The sequence below is a fragment of the Streptomyces sp. SID486 genome (genome assembly GCF_009865385.1).
Taxonomy (GTDB): Bacteria; Actinomycetota; Actinomycetes; order Streptomycetales; family Streptomycetaceae; genus Streptomyces.
In genome coordinates, this window is the sequence record NZ_WWJT01000655.1 from 1 (window position 1) to 20,562 (window position 20,562).

The following is a 20,562-nucleotide window of genomic DNA, read 5'->3' on the forward strand; positions in this document are numbered from 1 at the left end:
CTCGGGCCGCTGCGCGAACCGCTCGCCGCCCGGGGCGTCGGCGACGCACAGGATCTGGAGGACCTCCTCACCGCCCGGCTCGGCATGCCCGCGCCGGGCGGCCACCGCTTCGGCGACGACCTCGGCGCGCTGCGGGTGCGGCTGGCCACCGGAGCCCTGCTGGGCGGCACGGACGAGGAGCGCGCGGAATGCCTCACGTCGCCCGAACCGTTGGAACTGCCACACGTGCAACGCTCGTTGATCTCCTTGAGGTCGGCCTTCGACGATCTCCGCGACGACGCTCAGCGATGGGAGCCTCCTCGATGACGCAGCAGACGCATGAGCCCGGTCCGACCACGGCGGCCACCACCGCGACGCCCACCACGGCGCCCCCGGCCACCACCGCGACGCCCCCGGCCACGGCGGCCACCACCGCGACGACCACCACGGCGCCTCCGGCCACCACGGCGGCGCCCCCGACCACGGCGGCCACCACCGCGACGCCCCCGGCCACGACGCCCCCGGCAGCGACGGCCGTGACCGCCGGCGGACCCGGCGCCCCGGCTCCCGCGTCCCCTTTCCCCCCGCTCGCCGAGCCCCGCCCCCTCGGCGAACACCGGGTCTGGCCGCGCACGTTCCACGACCGGCTCACCGCGCCCCTGCCCGGTCTCAAGGCGCTCGCCCGGTTCGCCCGCGAAGGGGCCGTACGCCCCGGCCCCGAAGGTCTGGCCGACACCGCCCGCCTGCCGTACGAACCCGCACCGCTGCCCCGCGTCGGCACCCGCACCCTGGCCGTCACCTGGGCGGGACACGCCAGCTGGATCGTCCGGATCGGCGGACTCACCGTCCTCACCGACCCCGTGTGGTCCCGCCGCATCCTCGGCACCCCGGCCCGCATCACACCGGTGGGTGTGCCCTGGGAGGACCTGCCCCGCGTCGACGCCGTCGTCATCAGCCACAACCACTACGACCACCTGGACGCCCCCACCCTGCGCCGGCTCCCGCGCGACACCCCGGTGTTCGTACCGGCGGGCCTCGGCGCCTGGTTCCGCCGGCGCAGGTTCACCCGCGTCACCGAGCTGGACTGGTGGGAGGGGGCCGAACTCGACGGAGTGCGCTTCGACTTCGTGCCCGCCCACCACTGGTCCAAGCGCACCCTCACCGACACCTGCCACAGCCTGTGGGGCGGCTGGATCCTCACCGACACCCTCGGGCAGCGCCTCTACTTCGCCGGGGACACCGGCTACGGCCACTGGTTCTCCCGCATCGGCCGCCGCTACCCCGGCATCGACCTCGCCCTGATGCCCGTCGGCGCCTACGACCCGCGCTGGTGGCTCAGCGACGTCCACTGCGACCCCGAGGAAGCGGTCCGGGCCACCCAGGACCTGGGGGCCCGCCGGATGGCCCCCATGCACTGGGGGACGTTCATCCTCTCGGCGGAGCCGGTCCTGGAACCGCTCACCCGGGCCCGGGCGGCCTGGGAGAAGGCCGGACTGGACCGGGAGGACCTGTGGGACCTGCCGGTGGGCGGCTCACGCGTGCTGGAGTGACCCGGGCACCGGCGTTACCTGACCCGCCGTACGAGACCGGGCGCCGCGCTGATCACGACGGTCAGCACGACCGCCAGCACCACCCCTTCCCACGGCTCCGGGAACAACGAACCCCCCACTATGCCGATCACCTGGTAGGTGGCCGCCCAGGCCAGGCAGGCGGGCAGGTTCCCGCGCACGAACCGGCGCAGCGGCCACTCCGCCATCAGACAGGCCAGCATCACCGGTATGCGGCCGGCCGGCACCAGCCGGGAGAGCACCAGCACCGCCACCCCGTGCTCCGCCAGCTTCCCCCGCGCCTGCGCCAGTCGTTCCTCGGGCGCCCGCGACCGGATCGCCTCCAGCCACCGCGACCCGTTCTTCGACCGCATCCCGCGCCGTCCCAGCCAGTACAGGGCGATGTCCCCGAGGAACGCGGCCGAGGAGGCCGCCGCGAACACGAGCGCCGACGTGAAGGGCTCCGGGCGGTGGAAGGCGACCACCGCCGCCGAACTCACCAGTGCCCCCGTCGGCACGACCGGCACCAGTGATCCGAGGAACACCAGCAGGAACAGGGAGGGATAGCCGGCCGCCTGCCCGGTGTACCCGGTCGTCACGGTTCTCGTCGCCTCGGCGAGCCAGGTCACCGGGCGACCTCCAGCCGCATGCTCTCCCCGTGCCCCAGCTTGTGCACCGCGACCTGCGGCGCGGCCTTCGCCGCCAGCCGCACGAACTCGTCGCCCGGCGCGTGGAACTCGTGCGGGCGCACCGCGTCCATGCCGATCGGCCAGTACGTCCCGTAGTGCACCGGCACCGCCGCCCGCGGCGCCAGCCGGGCCAGCGCCCGCGCGGCCCGCCCCGCGTCCAGGTGCCCTTCGCCGAGATACGGCCCCCAGCCGCCCACCGGCAGCAGTGCCACGTCCACCGGCCCGACCCGCTCGGCCATCGTGTCGAACAGCCCGGTGTCCCCGGCGAAGTACGTCCGCGCCTCGCCCTCGACGACGTAGCCCAGCGCGGGGGAGCGCTGCGGGCCCACCGGCAGCCTGCGGCCGTCGTGCAGCGCCGGCACCACCCGGATCAGCACCTCGCCGACCCGTATCTCGTCCCCGGCCGCCACCTCGGTGATCCACAGCTGTCGCAGCCGGCGCAGTCCGGGTACCGCCCGGCGTGCGCCCCGGGGCACGAGCAGGCGCGTGCCCGGGGCGAGGCCGGCCAGCGACGGCAGATGCAGGTGGTCGGCATGGAGGTGGGAGACGACAGTCACGTCCGCCCGGCGGGCCCCGGCGGGCGGCAGGGCCCCCTGACGGCGGCGCAGGTGCGCCAGCCTGCGGGCGAACAGGGGATCGGTGAGCACCCGGACGTTCGCATCCTCGACCGTGCAGGTGGCGTGACCCCACCAGGTGATCTCCACCGGCACCTTCTTCGCCTCCTTCACGCGACTCCCCGAAGCCTACGGGCAGGAGTAGGGTCTGCGGCGAAACCCGGAGGTGAGGGGGACGCAATGGGACAACTGCGGGGTGCCTTCGGAGCGCTCATGCCGGTGCGGGTCACCGCCATCGCGAGCCTGACACCCCTGGAGGAGCTGGAGGCCGACCCCTTCCTGGTGGACTCGCGCAGCCAGCACGCCATGTGCGCCCGCTGGGCCGCCGAGCGCGGTTACGTGGTGGCCCGGGAACTCCTCGTCGGCGGACTGCGTTTCGACCACTGCGCCCTGTGGGACGGAGTGCGTCCCGGTGAGGACCTGTTCGTCGCGCCCAGCCTGCGGGTGCTGCGCCGGGCCCTGTCGTCGGTGGAGGAGTTCACCGCCGAGTGCGCGCGCCGGGGCGTGCGGGTGGAGACGGTGGGGCGGGCCGAGCCGTCGTACGACGCGCACATGAAGGCCCGGGTGCACCGGCGGCTGTCGATGCCGACGGCCGGTTACGACGGCCGGTGACCCCGCCCGGCCCTCCGGCGGCCCCTCCGGGCGGCCCGCGCCTCGTGTGACAAGGTGGAGCCGGCCCGACCGGGCCGGCGAAGCGAGAGTCGGGCCTCCGCCGCACGCAGCGCGCGGGAGGGCCGGGACGTGAGGTGTGCGGGGCATGCGAGGCATGCGGTGGCGGCGGATCGCCAGTCAGGTCGGGCGGAGCGTCGTCGTGTGGGCGGTGTCCACGGCCACCATGCTGGCTCTCGCCGGGCTGCTGCCCGACTTCCAGCTGCAGAGCGACGACGGTGACAGCTCCACCCGCATCGCCGTCACGGCCGCCTGCGGTGCGGGTGCCTTCGGCATCCTCTCGGCCGTGGTCTGGCCGCTCCTGGTCCGTCTGCTGCTGCTCGTGCCCGCCTTCGTGCTCGGCCTGCTGGTCTTCTTCCTCAACGGCTCCCTGCTGCTGCTGGCCCTGCGCATCAACCCCTCCGGCCGCGGTGAGGCCGCCCCCGAGACGGCCGTGATCGTGGCCGCCGTCATGTCCGCCGTGGCCTCCGCCACCGGCGCGGCCCTCGCCGTGCGCGACGACGAGACCTACCGGCGCCGCCTGCACCGCCTGGCCACGCGCGGACGCCGGACCCAGCCGCCCTGCCCCACCGCCCCCGGCCTGCTCTGCGTGCAGCTCGACGGCGTCGGCCACGACGTCCTCACGGCAGCCGTGGGCAAGGGCCTGATGCCGACGGTCGCCCGCTGGCTGTCCGCCGGCGACGGCGCCCCGACGGCCGCCGGCCGGACCCCCGCCACGCACCGTCTCGCCCCCTGGCGCACCGACTGGTCCAGCCAGACCGGTGCCAGCCAGCTCGGCATCCTGCACGGCAGCACCTTCGACGTGCCGGCCTTCCGCTGGTACGAGAAGGACCGGGGCGAGGTGATGGTGTGCAACCGGCCCACCAGCGCCGTCGAGTTGCAGCACCGCGCCGTGCTGCGCACCGGCGACGGCGGACTGCTCGCCGTCGACGGCGCCAGCCGCGGCAACCTCTTCAGCGGCGGCGCCGGCGAACAGGCCCTGGTGCTGTCGATAGCGGCGCGCCGCCGTACCCGGGCGAACCGTTCCCGCGACGGCTACTTCGCCTATTTCTGCGATCCCGCCAACGCCGTCCGCACCGCCCTGTCCTTCGTCGCCGAGGTGGGCCGCGAGATCGGCCAGTCCACGCGGGCGCGCCTGCGGGGGCAGCGCCCGCGCGTCGGCCGGGGCGGCCTGTATCCCTTCATACGGGCCTTCGCCACCGTCGTGGAACGGGACGTCGTCGTCGCCGCGGTGCTGGGCGACATGCTCGCCGGCCGCACCGTCGTCTACGCCGACCTCGTCGCCTACGACGAGGTCGCCCACCACTCCGGACCGCACAGCCGCGACGCCGACAAGGTGCTCCGGCGCCTCGACCGCTCCCTCGCCCTCCTCGAACGGGTGGCGGAACAGGCTCCGCGGCCCTACCGGATCGTCGTCCTCTCCGACCACGGACAGAGTCCCGGCGAAACCTTTCGCTCCCGTTACGGCCTCACCCTCGGCGACCTGGTGCGGGCCGGCTGCGGACTGCACGTGCCCCGCCGGGCCGAACGCACCCGCAGCGGCGCCGAGGCCCGCTCCGCCGTCCGGGCCGCACTGCGCAGACCCGTGGAGGAGGACGGCGAGCACCACCGCCCCGGACGCGACTCGGAGCCGGTCGTGCTGGCCTCCGGCAACCTCGGCCTGGTCTCCTTCCCGGACGTCCCGCACCGCATGACCAAGGAGGAGATCGACGCCCGCCACCCCGCCCTCCTCAGCACCCTCGCCAACCACCCCGGCATCGGCTTCCTGCTGGTGCGCAGCGAGGCGCACGACGGCGTGGTGCTGGGCGCGTACGGCGCCGAGGTCCCGCTGGCCGAACTGGACGACGACTCCGGGCCACTGGCCCGCTTCGGGCCCGGTGCCGCCGACGCCGTCCGCCGCACCCACTCCTTCCCGCACACCGCGGACATCATGGTGAACTCCGCGTACGACCCCGCCGACGGCGAAGTCCTCGCCTTCGAGGAGCAGATCGGCTCCCACGGCGGGCTCGGGGGCGCCCAGTCCCGCCCGTTCCTGCTCTGGCCGCGCGACCTCTCCGCGCCGGCCGGGGACGGGGAGGAACTGACCGGCGCCGAGCACGTCCACCGCGTCCTGCGCCGCTGGCTGGGCGAGCTGGACGGCCCCCAGGTGCCGCTCCGCCCGGACGTCGCGGAGGAGCGGGCCGCCTGAGATCCGGCCGCGCGCACCGACACGCACCGGCGCGCCCCGCCCGCCCGGCTCCGCGGGGACGCCGGACCTGCGGGAAAGCCGCCTCCGCCGGCGGGAGACCGGCCCCCCGGCGGGGGAAGTCACCTTCCGTTCACGCCGCGTGGGCCGGTCCTCGGAGTGTGACGAGCCCGGATGTGATCGGATAGGGAGGCACCGGAACCCCTTCCGCGTCACTTGTGAAAGGAAGCATCGTGGCAACCACGCGCACCGCGCACACCGTCTGGGAAGGCAACCTGGTCGAGGGCAGCGGCCTCGTCTCCTTCGACTCCTCCGGCATCGGCGACCAGGCCGTGTCGTGGCCTTCGCGCGCCGAGCAGGCGAACGGCAAGACCAGCCCCGAGGAGCTGATCGCCGCCGCCCACTCCAGCTGCTTCTCCATGGCCCTCTCGCACGGCCTCGCCGGTGCCGGCACCCCGCCCACCCGGCTGGAGACCAAGGCCGACGTCACCTTCCAGCCCGGTGAGGGCATCACCGGCATCCACCTCACCGTGCGCGGCGAGGTGCCCGGCCTGGACGCGGACGGCTTCGCCTCGGCCGCCGAGGACGCCAAGAAGAACTGCCCGGTCAGCCAGGCCCTGAGCGGTACGACCATCACGCTGACGGCCGAGCTGGCCTGAGGCCCCTCCCGCCGCGCCCCGCCGGGGCGCGGCGGACACCGCACACCCCGGTCGCCGTCCCGCCGTACGGTGAGGCGAAGGCGACGCGGGGCAGGGCGCCCGAGAGCAGGACGGTCATCGGCGTACCCCGGCGGGTGCGGTCGGCAGGGTGGCGCACACCGCGTCCAGGACGCCCGCGTACGGTGTGCCGAAGGCGGTCAGCCGGGCGCGCAGCTGCTCCAGCCCGTCGCGGTACTCGGTGAGCAGGCCGGTGTCACCGGTCCGCGAGGTGTACTCCAGCACGGCCGGCAGGAAGTCCGGCAGTTCCTCGCCGCTGAACTCCAGGCCGTGCCGCCGGTAGAGCTCCTTGATGCGGATCAGGGACATCCCGCGCCGCCGGGTGTCTCCGTCGTGCCACCAGGTCAGGTACAGGCTGTGCCGGTTGCGGGAGTCGAAGACCCGCACGTAGTGGGCGGCCAGTTCCCGCTGGGGGGTCACGGCCGCGTGGTCGGTGAACTCCCGCAGCTGCGGGGCGGCCTGGCGCAGCAGCGGCAGCCGGGCGATCAGGTCGTCGTCCGGATAGGTCAGGCACAGGGCCGCCGCCTGGTAGAGCACCGCGTCCGAGGGCATCACGCCTCCTTCGCGTCGTCGGTCGTCTGCCGTCGGCGCAGCAGACGGAAGTTCTCCCCGGACCCCGGCGGCAGGTTCCCGCGGCCACCGGAGTCCTGGCCGAACGGGCCGTCCCCGCGCATGCAGACGGAACATGGACGTCTGCTCGCACGCGAACAGCGCCTTCTCGGACGCCTCTCGCCGGGTCCGCTCGACCATCGGTCCAGCTCGCCGTGGGCCGGGGCGCCGGCGAGGTCGCCGTCCCCGTTCGCCGACCACTGGATCCTCATCGGCTTGCCGGTGACCGAGGACACGGGCCGCGCCCCGGCGCAGCCGTCGCCGAGCGGGGCGTCGGGGAGGTTCGCGTGCTCGTGCGTCCAGGGCCCGTCGTGGTCCTTGATCTCCGGGAGCCCGGGGTCGGAGAAGATCCCGGCCGGCCTGTGCAGCCGGCCGCCCGCTCCCTCGGCGGTATCCGCGTGTCGGTCACGTCCGCTCCCTCGGTTCACCCCTGCTCCGAACCTAGGGGCGGCCCCGGGAACCCACCTGTTCGCAGACCCGTACGGGTCATGCCGGCCGGTGCTCCGCGGGTCAGACGCTCTCGCGGTACTCCCGCAGCAGCTTCAGCGTGCGCTGGGCGGAGGCGGCCCGGGCCGTCATGTGGTCCAGCACCTCCAGATGGGCGGCCACCTCCTGGCGCGAGTCCAGGTAGAGGGCGCCGGTCAGGTACTCGGTGAACACCATGTCCGGCAGCTCCGGCTCGGCGAACCGGAACAGCGTGAACGGCGCGTACGTCCCCGGGTGCGGGCCCGCCGCGAACTCGGCGATCTGCAGCGTCACCCGGTCTCGCTCGGCGTACGCCAGCAGCCGGTCCAGCTGGTCCCGCAGCACCTCGGGCCGCACGCTGACCGGACGCCGGAACACCGTCTCGTCCATGATCACCCACAGGTGGGGCGGATCGGGCCGCTCCAGCAGCCGCTGGCGTTCCATGCGCAGCGACACATGCCGCTCGACCGCCTCCGGCGAGGTCTGCCCGATCGTGCCCGCCTCCAGCACCGCGCGTGCGTACTCCTCGGTCTGCAGCAGACCGGGCACGAAGTGCGGCTCGTAGGAGCGGATGATCCGGGCGGCGCCCTCCAGACTGACGTACAGGCTGAACCAATCGGGCAGGACGTCGTGGAACCGCTGCCACCAGCCGGGCTGGTTCGCCTCCTCGGCGAGCCGGACGAAGGCGTCGGCCTCCTCCTCGGCCACCCCGTAGGTGGTCAGGAGCACCTGCACGTACGGGATCTTCAGCGCGACCTCGGCCATCTCCATCCGCCGTACGGTCGCCGACGCCACCCGGAGGACCCGGGCGGCCTCCTCGCGGCTGAGGCCCGCCGCCTCCCGCAGTTCCTGCAACCGTTTGCCGAGCACCACCTGACCCACGGTGGGCGCAGCCCGCCGCTCACTCACGCCACGCCCTCCCCTACGCGCCGGTATGCGGGATGCAGTCTGTCACGTGTCGCCGCCTCGCACACGTGCCCGAGGCGGACCGGACAGCAGGGAACACGAGGGCCGCCCCCCGGCAGCCGACGCCGGGCGAGGCGCCGACGCGGACTCAACCGGCCATCGTGTGCAGGTACTTCGCGGTCGCCGGGTCGGCCGGCAGGAACGTCTCGATGGCGAGTTCCGCGACGGTCACGTCCATCGGTGTGTTGAACGTGGAGATCGAGGACACGAACGACAGGATCCGCCCGGCGTGCTCGATCCGCAGCGGCAGCGCGAAGTACGGGACGGGTTCGGCCGGTTCCGCGCCGGGCGGCTCCTCGGGCACCGGATAGGCCGCCACCTCCTCGTACAGGACGCGCAGCCGGTCCGAGCGGTGCAGGGCGATCTCCCGCTCCATCTGGGCGAGCAGATGCCCGCGCCACTCGCGCAGATTGCGGATGCGCGGCGCCAGCCCCTCCGGGTGCAGGGTCAGGCGCATCGCGTTCGGCGCCGGGGCCGTCAGCGACTCCGGGACGCCCTCCAGCAGCATGGCGATGCCCCGGTTCGCGGCGACGACCGTGTACCCGGCGTCGACCACCAGGGCGGGGTAGGGCTCGTAACACCGGATGAGCCGCTCCATGCCGGCGCGCAGCGCGTCCAGCGCCGGGTCCTGCAGCGGGGTCTGCCGGAAACGCGGGGCGTAACCGGCGGCCAGGAGCAGGGCGTTGCGCTCGCGCACCGGTACGTCGAGCCGCTCGGCGAGCCGCAGCACCATTTCCTCGCTGGGCCGGGAACGTCCGGTCTCCACGAAGCTGATGTGCCGCGCGGAGGAGTCGGCGCGCAGAGCCAGCTCCAGCTGGGAGAGCCGCCGCCGCTCGCGCCAGGCACGCAGCAGTGGGCCCACCCCCTGCCCGGTGACGGCGGCGGAGACGGTCGGGTCGGATGCGGCGATCGTCATGCCGCCGACCCTAGTCGAGGACGGCGCACGGCAACGAGCCCCGGTCCGCGGCGAAGAGCCGATCCCGGCCCGCGGCGACGTGCGTGCGCCCGGCCGGCGCCGAAGAGCCGATCCCGGTCCCCGCCGACGTGCCCGCGCCCGGCCGGCATCGACGAGCCCGCGGTCCGGGGGCGCGCGTGCGCCGGACACGCGTCGCAGCACGGCCCCCACCGCCGGCGTGGCAGGCTGACTCCGTACCCGTTGCGCCCCGTACGGGGACACGCACCGAAAGGAGCCCCGGACATGGCCGTCGAACCGCTGTCGCAGAAGGAGATCGAGGACCGGTTGGCCGAACTGCCCGGCTGGTCCGTGGACGGTGACCGCCTCACCCGCGCCTACCGGCTCGGCTCGCACTTCGCCGCGGCGGCGCTGGTCGTGCACATCGCCGGGATCCAGGACGAGCTGGACCACCACTCCGACCTCACCCTCGGCTACAACTCCGTGTCCCTCAGCGTGAACACCCACAGCGCGGGCGGGGTCGTCACCGCGAAGGACTTCACCCTCGCCCACAGGGTGGAGGACATCGCCCGCGGCCATGGCGCACACTGAGCGGTGTGCTCGACTACGAGAAGGAAGCCGACGGGTACGACGCCTCCCGGGGCGGCGAGGCCCGTGCCGAAGCAGCCGCGCACGCCGTCCTCGGACTGATACCGGCCGGGCGGGGCCGCCTCCTCGACCTCGCCTGCGGCACCGGGATCGTCACCCGGCGGCTCGCCGCCGCGCGTCCCGGGCTGCGGGTGACCGGCGCGGACCTCACCCCCGCCATGGTCCGCCTCGCGTCGGCGCGGCTGCCCGGCACGATCGTGCGGGCCGACAGCCGCCGTCTGCCCTTCGCCGACGGCACGTTCGACGCGGTCACCACTGTGTGGCTGCTGCACCTGCTGCACGACGCCGAGGACGTGCGCGCGGTGGTCGCCGAGTGCGCCCGCGTCCTGCGCCCCGGCGGGGTGTACGTCACCACGGTCGACAAGGCGTCCGCGCACGACGTCGGCAGTGACATAGACGCCGTCCTCGCCTCCCGTCCGCGCCGCCCCGATCCCGACGCCGCCGGCCTCGTCACCGCCCATGCCGGCCGGCACGGGCTCCGGCCCGCCGGTCACGCCGTCTTCCCCGGCACCGGACAGGGCCGCAGCCCGCGCGCGACCATCGCCGACCTGCGCCGCGGCTGGTTCAGCGTGCTGCCGCCCGGCGAGCCGCGCACCGAGGAGTTCGCCGCGCGCCTGGCCGCACTCCCGGACCAGGACCGCCCGCGTCCCGACCCGCGCTTCGGCATGCGCGCCTTCCGTAAACCGGCGACGGCAGCTGACGGGTGATCCGTCCGGACACGCGCCGGTGCTGTCGCTCTTCGTCGGGGATCCACGCCCCGGTTGCCTCCTTGCGGGCCGACGGTGTGGGGGTGTCAAGCCGTGCATCAGTGGGAGCGCTCCCATAGTGGGCAAGTCGCCCGGCGCGGTCAAGACGCCCGAAGAGCCGAACTGATTCGACGTGCCCCTCGGTGAAAAGTCGGGCGGCGCCCCTGGGCAACGCACCGGGTCGGCGCTACCTTCCTTCGCACCAGTGGGAGCGGTTCCATTCAGTCGACGCGTCCGCCACGACGCGCCCAACTGCAAGGAGTCGCTCATGCGGCACCCCCCGCGTTCGGTACTTTCAGTCATCGCCGGAGCCGTCGCGCTGTTCGCGAGCGCGATCGTCCCGGTGGTGTCGGCTCAGGGAGCCACCACCGCCTGCACGGTGGAGTACGCCGTCACCGGCCAGTGGGCGGACGGCTTCCAGGGCTCGGTGCGGATCACCAACGACTCGTCACCGCTGACCGGTTGGACCCTGCGCTTCGACTTCCCCGGCGGCCAGCGTGTCACCCAGGGCTGGAACGGCAGGTGGTCGCAGTCCGGCACCACGGTGACCGTGGCCGACGAGAGCTGGAACGGCACGCTCGGCACCGGTGCGAGCGTCAGTGCCGGGTTCCTCGCGTCCGGGTCGGGGAGCACCGCCCAGCCGGCCGCGTTCACGCTCGACGGCGCCTCCTGCGACGCGGGCGCCGGGCCGACGGACCCCCCGCCCACCCCGCCCACCCCGCCCACGACCCCACCGCCTGCCGACGGCACCGCCCCCGCTCTGCACGTCTCCGGGAACGCACTCGTGGACCCCTCCGGCCGCCCCCGCCGGCTGCTCGGGGTCAACCGCTCGGGCGGCGAGTTCATGTGCGTCCAGGGCCGCGGCATCTGGGACGGCCCGGTCGACGACGCGGCCCTGCGGGCGATCGCCGACTGGAAGGCGAACGCGGTCCGGATCCCGCTGAACGAGGAATGCTGGCTGGGTCTGCCCGGCGTCAGGCCCGAGTACGGCGGCGCCGCCTACGTCGCCGCGGTCAGGGACCTGGTGTCGCGCGTCGAGGCGCACGGCATGACCCCGGTCGTCGAACTGCACTGGTCGTACGGCCGGTACGCCGGGAACTCGGCCGGCTGCTCCGACGTGCACGCCACCTGCCAGAAACCGATGCCCGACATGCAGTACTCGCCCTCGTTCTGGAAGTCGGTGGCGAGCACCTTCAAGGACGACCGGGCGGCCGTGTTCGACCTCTTCAACGAGCCGTACCCGGACCGCGCGACCGCCGACGCCGCGGACGCCTGGACGTGCTGGCGGGACGGCGGCACCTGCCCCGGCATCCCCTACGAGGTCGCCGGGATGCAGGACCTCGTGGACGCCGTCCGGGGCACCGGCGCCAAGAACGTGATCATGGCCGGCGGGCTCGCCTACGCGAACGACCTCAGCCGGTGGACCGCGTACCGGCCGGCCGACCCGGCCGGTCAGCTCGCCGCCGCCTACCACGGCTACAACTTCAACGCCTGTGCGGACGAGAGCTGCTGGAACTCCACGCTCGCCCCGGTCGCCGCTCAGGTGCCCCTGGTCGCCGGGGAGATCGGCGAGAACACCTGCTCGCACGCGTACACCGACCGGGCCATGAAGTGGTTCGACGATCACGGCCTCTCGTACCTGGGCTGGACCTGGAACACCTGGGACTGCTCCAGCGGGCCGTCCCTCATCTCCGCCTACGACGGCACACCCACGGCGTACGGCGTCGGGCTGCGCGACCACCTGCGCGCCCTCAACCCCTGACTCCCACAGAACCCTTAAGGAACCCGCACCCATGAGTCGTACCAGGACATCACTGCTCGCCGCCCTGACGCTGGTCGCCGGATCGGCGGGGACGGCCCTGCTCATCGCACCGGCCGGGGCCGTGGACGCGGCGGCCCCCTGCAGCGTCGACTACCGGATCCAGAACCGGTGGGACACCGGCTTCACCGCCGCCGTGACCCTCACCAACAACGGCGCGGCCAGGTCGGCCTGGTCGCTGCAGTGGTCGTACACCGGCGACCAGAAGGTCACCAGCGGCTGGAACGCCAGGATCGGCCAGAGCGGCAGGACGGTCACCGCGGCCAACGAGAGCTACAACGGCACGCTCGCCACCGGCGGCACGGTCGGCTTCGGCTTCAACGCCTCCTACAGCGGCACCGACTCCGTGCCCGCCACCTTCACGCTCGACGGCGTGACCTGCGACGTCGGCGGCGGGGGTACGGGCGGCGGCACGGGTGGGGGCACCGGCGGCGCGACGGGCGGGGACTCCGGCGGCGGCACGGGTGGCGATACCGGCGGGGGCACGGGTGGCGGGGACGGTGGTGGCGGTACCGGCAGCCGTGCCGGCAACCCCTACACCGGCGCCAAGGTCTACGTGAACCCGGAGTGGTCGGCCAGGGCCGCGGCCGAACCGGGCGGCAGCCGTGTCGCCGGCCGGCCCACCGCGGTCTGGCTCGACCGGATCGCCGCCATCGACGGTGTCGACGGCGGCATGGGACTGCGTGCCCACCTGGACGAGGCGCTGAAGCAGAAGGGCTCGGGCGAGCTGGTCGTCCAGCTCGTCGTCTACGACCTGCCCGGCCGCGACTGCGCCGCGCTCGCCTCGAACGGGGAACTGGGGCCGAACGACCTCGACAAGTACAAGACGCGGTACATCGATCCGATCGCGTCCGTCCTGTCCGACGCGAAGTACGCGGGCCTGCGGATCGCCACCGTCATCGAACCGGACTCGCTGCCCAACCTGGTCACCAACGCCGGCGGCACCAGCACCACCACCGACGCCTGCGTGACCATGAAGTCCAACGGCAACTACGAGAAGGGCGTGAGCTACGCCCTCGACAAGCTGGGCGCCATCCCGAACGTCTACAACTACATCGACGCCGGGCACCACGGCTGGCTCGGCTGGGACTCCAACCTCGGCCCCGCCGTCCAGGAGTTCCACAAGGTCGCCACGACCGACGGCGCCAGTGTGAACGACGTGACCGGGTTCATCGTCAACACGGCCAACTACGGCCCGGTCAAAGAGCCTTACTTCAAGGTCACCGACACCGTGAACGGGCAGACCGTGCGCCAGTCGAAGTGGGTGGACTGGAACCAGTACGTGGACGAGCAGTCCTTCGCGCAGGGGCTGCGGGACAAGCTCGTCGCGGCCGGGTTCGACTCCGGCCTCGGCATGCTGATCGACACCTCCCGCAACGGCTGGGGCGGTGCGGCCCGGCCCACCGGGTCCGGCCCGCTCACCTCCGTCGACGACTACGTCAACGGCAGCCGGGTCGACCGGCGCATCCACGCGGGCAACTGGTGCAACCAGAGCGGCGCCGGTCTCGGCGAACGGCCGACCGCCGCTCCGGCGGCCGGGATCGACGCCTATGTGTGGGTGAAGCCCCCGGGGGAGTCGGACGGAGCCAGCTCCGCCATCGACAACGGCGAGGGCAAGGGCTTCGACCGGATGTGCGACCCCACCTACGGCGGCAACGCCCGCAACGGCTACAACCCCACGGGGGCGCTCGCGAACTCGCCGCTGGCCGGGCACTGGTTCTCCGCCCAGTTCCAGCAGCTGATGCGGAACGCCTACCCGCCGCTGCCCTAGTGCGGTGACCCCGCCGGGGCCGGGCACCGGCGCCCGGCCCCGGCGGGCCGGCCCTCCTCGAAGGCGGTCCGCCCGTCCGCTTCCTGCCCCAGGGCATCGGCATCGGCCGCCCCGGGCTGCGGGCGCGCCTGGACGTGGCGGAGGAGGACTGGTTCGCCCGGATGCGCCCGACCTGCCGGGCCACGTCGCCGAGACCGAGGACCGGGCCGCCCTGCTCACCGCCGCCGGCCTGGGGCACACCCGTACCCGCACCTTTCACACGCTCCACACCGCGGTACGTCCCGCGTAGCCCCGCCGGGTCGGCTCCCGCCGCCCATCTGGTCGTCTGCGCGGGGCACTTGACCTGGAGTGCTCTCCAAGTGGTGAGGTGAGGGCCTTCATCGACGAACAGGGGCCAGACATGACCACGCACGACGCTCCGGTCGCGCTCATCACCGGCGGCGGCAGCGGGATCGGTGCCGCCGTGGCGCGGCAGCTGCTGGACGCCGGGTACCGGGTCACCGTCACGGGACGCGGAGAGCGGCGGCTGCGGGACTTCGCCGACGGCCTGGGACGTCCCGACGGGCTGCTGACGGTCGTCGGCAACGCCTCGGACTTCGGCGACGTACAGAACGCGGTCGACCTAACGCTCAAGTCGTACGGCCGGCTGGACACCGTCGTCGCCAACGCCGGCTTCGCGACCCACGACAGTGTGGTGGACGGCGACCCGTCGGGCTGGACCGAGATGGTCCTCACCAACGTCCTCGGCCCGGCACTCCTCGTCCGCGCCGCCGTCGACGCGCTGAAGGAGACCCGCGGGCGGATCGTCCTCGTCGGCAGCGTCGCCGGGTTGGTGAACACACCGGGCAACATCTACGGTGCCACCAAATGGGCGGTGACCGGTCTCGCCGAGAACACCCGGCGTCAGGTCACGGAGTTCGGCATCGGGGTCACCCTGGTCGCCCCCGGCCGGGTGGAGACGCCCTTCTGGGACAGCTACGGCAGCCTGCCCCCGGGGCACCTCCTCACCTCGGACCAGATCGCCGACTCGGTCGTCTGGGCGATCCGGCAGCCGGCCGGGGTCGACGTCAACACCGTCGTGATCCGCCCGCTGGGACAGCCCAACTGACGTACCTCACGGTTCAGTTGTTGGCGATGAACTGCTGGGCCAGCTGGTCGCCGAGGGAGACCGCGGCACTGTGGCTCTCGATGGGGGAGACCTTGGAGTTCTTGAACAGGATGTAGGTCACGCCCGAGTCGGTGCCGCCGGTCTCCGGGTCGGGGTCGATGCCGAGTGCCTTGGCGGTGGCGTACGACGCCTCGCCGATGATCTGCGTGGGGCCGGTGTCACCGACGACGGCGTACTCGACCTTGTTGCCGTAGACGACGGCGACCACACCGCCGCCCTTGATGCCGGCGCCGGAGTAGTTCCAGATGCTGCTGGTGCTGGGCACCACGACGTACGGCAGGGTCTCCGCCTTCAGCGGCTTGCCGTCGGACTGGTGGAAGGCGGTGTCGTCCTGGTACCAGGGGTCGCGGTCCTCGTTGCAGTTGGTGGTGCGCTGGCCGTCGCAGTCGACGTCCATGTCGGCCTTCCAGAACACCGCGCCGTTCTTGCCGCACACGGGCACGGTGGCCGACGTCTCGTCGTCGGTCTTGTACTTGCCGCTGGAGATCTGCGAACAGGACGTCACCTTGGCCAGCAGGGCGGCGGCGCTGACCGAACCCTCCTGCGCGGACCTGGGGGCGGGGGCGGCCGAGGCGTGGGCGGGGAGGAGCCCGGCGGCGAGCAGGGCGGTGCCGGACGCCGCGGCGAGGGTGAGTGTGCGGAGGCGCATGTGGGGGAGCACCTTTCTGTTAGGAAAGTTTCCTTACCGGGTGTGCTCCACCGTGAACCCGTGGGCATGCCCTCGTCAACCCCGGTGTGACGAACGGCTGAATCGTGCGCGTATTGCGGTGTTTTAGCTCGCTGGAGAGACTGGTTGGGCCGGACGGGTGAGACCGGCCGGCACTGTCTGCGGTCACCGTCCCCGGAGGCGAGGCACATGTTCGTACGCGCGGTGTACGCGACCGGTGATCCCGCACTGCTGGACTCGGCCCTGAGGTCGCTGAACAGCGGCGGACGGGACCTGCTCGAGGAGCGCCCCGGGTACCGCGGAGCGGGTGTGTTCGCGGACCGGGAACTCGGCAAGCTGCTCGCGGTGAGCTGGTGGGAGAGCGAGAAGGCGCGGCGCAACAGCGACGAGGTGATGCGCGAGCGGCGTGGCGGGCTCCTGGAGCCGTTCGCGGGCACGGTGTCGGTCGCCAACTACGAGGTGGCGGTGTTCCACCAGATCGAGCATCCGCGGCAGGGCGGCGGACTGCGCGCGACCAGGATGGAGTTCGACCCCCGGGACGGGGATCTGGTGGTCGACACCTTCAGGGCCACGGTGGTGCCGCGGGTCGAGTCCCTCGCGGGGCTGGCCAGGACGTCCCTGATGATCGACCGGGAGCGGGGGCTGGCCGTGGCGGGCGTGCTGTTCGTCGACCGCGCCTCGCTGGCCGCCTCGCGCGCTGCCGTGGCGGCCGTGCGGCACGAGGCGTCGGCCAAGGCGCATGTGGACGTGGTCGGCCTGGAGGAGTTCGACGTGGTGTACGCGGACGTGCGCTTCGACTGAGCCGTCCGGGTACCCACCGCCGCCCGCGCACGGCCGCGTGCCCGCGGGATCGTGCGGTGTGCCTCGGGAAGGTGCGGCGTGGTTCGGACCACGCACGGCCGCGTGCCCAGGGAGCGCGCACGGCCGCGCGCCTGCCCGCCGGTGGGACGCACGGCCGTGCGGGCCGGGGCGCCGGTCCCGGCCCGGTGTCAGCTCATGTCGAAGGTGGCGGGGTCGGGACCCAGCCGCCGGTCCTCGTTGAGCGCGCTGATCGCCGCGAGGTCCTCGTCGTCGAGGCTGAAGTCGAACACCTCGATGTTCTCCTTGATCCGGGACGGCGTCACCGACTTCGGGATCACGACGTTGCCGAGCTGGACGTGCCAGCGCAGCACGATCTGGGCCGGGGTGCGGCCGTGCTTCTGCGCGATCGCGACGACCGCCGGCACCTCCAGCAGGCCCTTGCCCTGGCCGAGCGGCGACCACGCCTCGGTGGCGATGCCGTGCTCCGCGTGGAACTCCCGCGCCTCGCGCTGCTGGAGGTGCGGGTGCAGCTCGATCTGGTTGACCGCGGGGACGACCGACGTCTCCGCGATGAGCCGCCGCAGGTGCTCGGGGAGGAAGTTGGAGACGCCGATGGCGCGGACGCGGCCGTCGGCGTGCAGCTTCTCGAACGCCTTGTAGGTGTCGGTGTACTCGCCGCGGGACGGCAGCGGCCAGTGGATCAGGTACAGGTCGATGTAGTCGAGCCCCAGCTTCTCCAGCGACGCGTCGAAGGCGCGCAGCGTGGAGTCGTAGCCGTGGTCGCTGTTCCAGAGCTTGGTGGTGACGAAGACTTCCTCGCGGGGCAGGCCGGACGCGGCGACGGCCTTGCCGGTGCCCTCTTCGTTCCCGTAGATCGCGGCGGTGTCGATGCTGCGGTATCCGGCCTCAAGCGCCGTGGCGACGGCCCGCTCGGCCTCGTCGTCCGGCACCTGCCAGACGCCGAAGCCCAGCTGGGGCATCTCGACGCCGTTGTTGAGGATGATCGGGGGGACCTTGCTGCTCACGAGCCTTTGATCCTTCGGTTGTCGACAGGTGGTACTCCCATCGTCAACGATCACGCGCCGCCTCGCATTCCTGACCGCGAAATCCGTCGCGGCCGGCCCGCGCGTCAGCGGCCCGGGGAGGAGGGCGGCCGGGCGGGGACGCGTGGCGTCAGCTCTGGTAGAGGGCCTCCACCTCGTTCTCGTACGCCTTCTCGATCGCCTTCCGCTTCAGCTTCAGCGACGGCGTCAGCAGGCCGTGTTCCTCGGTGAACGGCTGGGCCAGGATGCGGAAGGTGCGGATCGACTCGGCCTGCGAGACGAGCGTGTTGGCGGCGACCACCGCCCGCCGCACCTCCGTCTCCAGGTCGGCGTCGCGCACCAGCTGGGCCGGGGCCGGCCTCGGCTTGCCCCGCATCTGCAGCCAGTGCTCGACCGCCTCCTGGTCCAGGGTGACCAGGGCGGCGATGTAGGGGCGGTCGTTTCCGACCACGATGCACTGGTTGACCAGCGGATGTTCGCGGACCCGCTCCTCCAGCACGCCCGGCGAGACGCTCTTGCCGCCGGAGGTCACCAGGATCTCCTTCTTGCGGCCGGTGATGGTCAGATAGCCGTCCTCGTCCAGCGAACCCAGGTCACCGGTGGCGAGCCAGCCGTCGTGCAGGGTCTCGTCGGTGGCCTTCTGGTTGTTGAGGTAGCCCTGGAAGACGTTGCCGCCGTGCAGCCAGATCTCCCCGTCGTCGGCGATGTGCACGCTCATGCCCGGGATGGGCCGGCCCACGGTGCCGTAGCGGGTGCGCTCGGGCGGGTTGGCGGTCGCCGCGGCCGTCGACTCGGTCAGGCCGTAGCCCTCGTAGATCTGCACGCCCGCGCCGGCGAAGAACAGTCCCAGCCGGCGGTCCATCGCCGATCCTCCGGACATCGCGTTGCGGATGCGGCCGCCCATCGCGGCGCGGACCTTCGCGTACACGAGCTTGTCGAACAGCTGGTGCTGCATCCGCAGCCCCGCCGACGGGCCCGGCCCGGTGCCCCACGCCTTGGCCTCCACGGCCTCCGCGTACTTCACGGCGATGTCGACGGCCTTCTCGAACGGCCCCGCCTTGCCCTCCTTCTCGGCCTTGCGGCGGGCCGCGTTGAACACCTTCTCGAAGATGTAGGGCACGGCGAGGATGAACGTCGGACGGAACGCGGCCAGATCGGGCAGCAGGGCGGCGGCGTGCAGCTGCGGCTGGTGTCCGAAGCGGACCCGGCCGCGGATCGCGGCGACCTCCACCATCCGCCCGAAGACGTGTGCCAGCGGCAGGAAGAGCAGGGTGGACGCCTCGTCGTCCTTCTTGGTGTGGAAGACCGGCTGCCACCGCTCGATCATCGTGTCCGCCTCGAACATGAAGTTGGCGTGCGAGAGGACACAGCCCTTGGGGCGGCCGGTGGTGCCGGAGGTGTAGATGACGGTGGCGACCGAGTCGGGGGTGACCGCCTGCCGGTGCCGGTGCACCACCTCGTCGTCCAGGTGCGCCCCGGCGTCGTACAGCTCCCGCACGCAGCCGGCGTCCAGCTGCCACAGCTCGCGCAGCCGGGGCAGGCGGTCGATGACGGTGGCGATGGTCATCGCGTGGTCCTCGTGCTCCACGATCGCCGCGGACACCTCGGCGTCGTACAGCATCCAGAAGCACTGCTCGGCCGAGGAGGTGGGGTAGACCGGCACCACCTGAGCGCCGATGGCCCACAGGGCGAAGTCGAACAGGGTCCACTCGTAGCGGGTGCGGGACATGATCGCGACCCGGTCGCCGAAGCGGATGCCGCGGGCGAGCAGCCCCTTGGCGAGGGCGAGGATCTCGTCGCGGAACTCGGCGGCGGTCACGTCCCGCCACTGCCCGGAGTCGTCCTTGCGGCCGAGCGCTATGTGCAGGGGGTCGGTCCGGGCATGCTCGAAGACGGCGTCTGCCAGACCGCCCACCGGCGGCGGCGACGCCAGCGGAGGGTTGTGGAACTCGCGCAACCTCGCTCCCCGTCTCTCGCGCCTCAGTGCCGTTGGTGGCCCGTGCACCGCACAGCGCGGTGAAAGCTACCCCACGGCGTCGGCGTACGGGAGGGGGGCGGAATCTGAGCAAACCTCTCGTTCCTCCCGGAACGTGACCGGGAAACCCCCGCACATGGGGAAGGGCCGGACACAATACTGACGGGTCAGTAAGTTTCGGTACCGTAATCTCCACCGAATCTGTACGCGCCGATTACCGCACCTCACGGCACCGGGACGCCCCCGCCCCCCTCCGCACCGGCTCCCCGGGCACGCCTCGACGCCGGGCCCGCCTCGACGCCCGGACCGTCTCGGCCCTGCCCCGCCTCCGCCCCGACCCGCCCGCGTCGGCCCCGACCCGCCCGCCTCGGCCCTGTGCCCTGCCTCCGCCCCGACCCGCCCGCCTCAGCCCTGCCTCGGCCCTGCCCCGCCTCGGCCCTGCCCTGCCTCGGCCCTGCCCCGCCTCGGCCCCGACCCGCGTCAGACCCCGGCCCGTCGTCGTCAGCCGCCGCTGCGCCGCAGTCGCTCGCCGCCCGCCAGGACCGCCGCCGCCAGCGCGTTCGCGGCGGACT

At 73.0% G+C, this 20,562-nt stretch carries 19 protein-coding genes and 2 pseudogenes; 12 read left to right on the plus strand and 9 right to left on the minus strand.

Annotated features, from left to right (window positions below):
- Positions 1-306: pseudogene (locus tag GT045_RS30385) on the plus strand (pyridoxal phosphate-dependent aminotransferase); the annotation flags it as partial.
- Positions 303-1,529 (plus strand): MBL fold metallo-hydrolase, encoded by a 1,227-nt coding sequence (locus tag GT045_RS30390; RefSeq protein ID WP_202529170.1) that lies wholly within the window; start codon positions 303-305, stop codon positions 1,527-1,529. The pseudogene GT045_RS30385 and the gene GT045_RS30390, both read left to right, overlap by 4 nt.
- Before the next feature lie 14 nt (positions 1,530-1,543).
- On the opposite strand, the gene GT045_RS30395 is transcribed toward GT045_RS30390, so the two are convergent.
- Together GT045_RS30395 and GT045_RS30400 are read right to left on the minus strand one after the other, a co-directional pair.
- On the minus strand, positions 1,544-2,155 hold the full coding sequence (locus GT045_RS30395; RefSeq protein ID WP_161287082.1) for a VTT domain-containing protein: 612 nt from the start codon (positions 2,153-2,155) through the stop codon (positions 1,544-1,546).
- Positions 2,152-2,925, minus strand: a complete 774-nt coding sequence (locus tag GT045_RS30400) for an MBL fold metallo-hydrolase (RefSeq protein ID WP_161287084.1) — start codon at positions 2,923-2,925, stop codon at positions 2,152-2,154. The genes GT045_RS30395 and GT045_RS30400 overlap by 4 nt, the downstream gene beginning before the upstream one ends.
- An 84-nt stretch (positions 2,926-3,009) precedes the next feature.
- Here GT045_RS30400 and GT045_RS30405 point away from each other — a divergent pair, with 84 nt between their 5' ends.
- The 3 genes from GT045_RS30405 to GT045_RS30415 all read left to right on the plus strand — a co-directional run bounded on the left by GT045_RS30405 (position 3,010) and on the right by GT045_RS30415 (position 6,342).
- Positions 3,010-3,441, plus strand: a complete 432-nt coding sequence (locus tag GT045_RS30405) for a hypothetical protein (protein WP_161287081.1) — start codon at positions 3,010-3,012, stop codon at positions 3,439-3,441.
- A gap of 145 nt (positions 3,442-3,586) precedes the next feature.
- Complete coding sequence (locus GT045_RS30410) at positions 3,587-5,686, plus strand: phage holin family protein (RefSeq protein WP_161336133.1); 2,100 nt, start codon at positions 3,587-3,589, stop codon at positions 5,684-5,686.
- Between the two features lie 230 nt (positions 5,687-5,916).
- On the plus strand, positions 5,917-6,342 hold the full coding sequence (locus tag GT045_RS30415) for an OsmC family protein (protein WP_161287079.1): 426 nt from the start codon (positions 5,917-5,919) through the stop codon (positions 6,340-6,342).
- Positions 6,343-6,456: 114 nt separating this feature from the next.
- On the opposite strand, the gene narJ is transcribed toward GT045_RS30415, so the two are convergent.
- From narJ to GT045_RS30435, 4 genes are all read right to left on the minus strand, one after another.
- Positions 6,457-6,951: a nitrate reductase molybdenum cofactor assembly chaperone gene (narJ, locus tag GT045_RS30420; RefSeq protein ID WP_161287078.1), complete on the minus strand. Its 495-nt coding sequence runs from the start codon at positions 6,949-6,951 to the stop codon at positions 6,457-6,459.
- A complete protein-coding gene (locus GT045_RS30425) occupies positions 6,951-7,436 on the minus strand; it encodes a hypothetical protein (RefSeq protein WP_161336134.1) in 486 nt (161 codons plus the stop codon). Before GT045_RS30425 ends, narJ begins: the two co-directional genes overlap by 1 nt.
- A gap of 82 nt (positions 7,437-7,518) precedes the next feature.
- Positions 7,519-8,382 (minus strand): helix-turn-helix transcriptional regulator, encoded by an 864-nt coding sequence (locus GT045_RS30430; protein ID WP_345942803.1) that lies wholly within the window; start codon positions 8,380-8,382, stop codon positions 7,519-7,521.
- Positions 8,383-8,527: 145 nt separating this feature from the next.
- Complete coding sequence (locus tag GT045_RS30435; RefSeq protein WP_161288916.1) at positions 8,528-9,355, minus strand: helix-turn-helix transcriptional regulator; 828 nt, start codon at positions 9,353-9,355, stop codon at positions 8,528-8,530.
- 282 nt (positions 9,356-9,637) lie between these two features.
- Between GT045_RS30435 and GT045_RS30440 the strand changes: the two genes are divergently transcribed.
- The 6 genes and pseudogenes from GT045_RS30440 (at position 9,638) to GT045_RS30460 (ending at position 15,444) form a co-directional block, all read left to right on the plus strand.
- The gene (locus tag GT045_RS30440; RefSeq protein ID WP_161287672.1) at positions 9,638-9,943 is read left to right on the plus strand and encodes a 4a-hydroxytetrahydrobiopterin dehydratase; all 306 of its coding nucleotides are present in this window, start codon (positions 9,638-9,640) and stop codon (positions 9,941-9,943) included.
- A 5-nt stretch (positions 9,944-9,948) separates the two neighbouring features.
- Positions 9,949-10,707, plus strand: a complete 759-nt coding sequence (locus tag GT045_RS30445) for a class I SAM-dependent methyltransferase (RefSeq protein ID WP_161287671.1) — start codon at positions 9,949-9,951, stop codon at positions 10,705-10,707.
- A gap of 307 nt (positions 10,708-11,014) precedes the next feature.
- Positions 11,015-12,508, plus strand: coding sequence for a cellulose binding domain-containing protein (locus GT045_RS30450; protein WP_161336135.1), 1,494 nt, complete (start codon positions 11,015-11,017; stop codon positions 12,506-12,508).
- 31 nt (positions 12,509-12,539) lie between these two features.
- Complete coding sequence (locus tag GT045_RS30455) at positions 12,540-14,336, plus strand: glycoside hydrolase family 6 protein (RefSeq protein WP_161336136.1); 1,797 nt, start codon at positions 12,540-12,542, stop codon at positions 14,334-14,336.
- 29 nt (positions 14,337-14,365) lie between these two features.
- Positions 14,366-14,592 (plus strand): annotated as a pseudogene (locus GT045_RS40115) (SAM-dependent methyltransferase); the annotation flags it as partial.
- A 144-nt stretch (positions 14,593-14,736) separates the two neighbouring features.
- Entirely contained in the window at positions 14,737-15,444 is a 708-nt protein-coding gene (locus GT045_RS30460; protein ID WP_161297759.1) for an SDR family oxidoreductase, read from the plus strand.
- Positions 15,445-15,457: 13 nt separating this feature from the next.
- Here GT045_RS30460 and GT045_RS30465 read toward each other — a convergent pair whose 3' ends face one another.
- A complete protein-coding gene (locus GT045_RS30465) occupies positions 15,458-16,153 on the minus strand; it encodes a glycoside hydrolase family 75 protein (RefSeq protein WP_161297760.1) in 696 nt (231 codons plus the stop codon).
- A gap of 207 nt (positions 16,154-16,360) precedes the next feature.
- Here GT045_RS30465 and GT045_RS30470 point away from each other — a divergent pair, with 207 nt between their 5' ends.
- The gene (locus tag GT045_RS30470) at positions 16,361-16,972 is read left to right on the plus strand and encodes a hypothetical protein (RefSeq protein WP_161297761.1); all 612 of its coding nucleotides are present in this window, start codon (positions 16,361-16,363) and stop codon (positions 16,970-16,972) included.
- Between the two features lie 188 nt (positions 16,973-17,160).
- Here GT045_RS30470 and GT045_RS30475 read toward each other — a convergent pair whose 3' ends face one another.
- Both GT045_RS30475 and GT045_RS30480 read right to left on the minus strand, forming a co-directional pair.
- Complete coding sequence (locus tag GT045_RS30475; protein ID WP_161297762.1) at positions 17,161-17,997, minus strand: aldo/keto reductase; 837 nt, start codon at positions 17,995-17,997, stop codon at positions 17,161-17,163.
- 148 nt (positions 17,998-18,145) lie between these two features.
- Entirely contained in the window at positions 18,146-19,972 is a 1,827-nt protein-coding gene (locus GT045_RS30480) for an AMP-dependent synthetase/ligase (protein WP_161336137.1), read from the minus strand.
- Positions 19,973-20,562 lie beyond the last annotated feature (590 nt).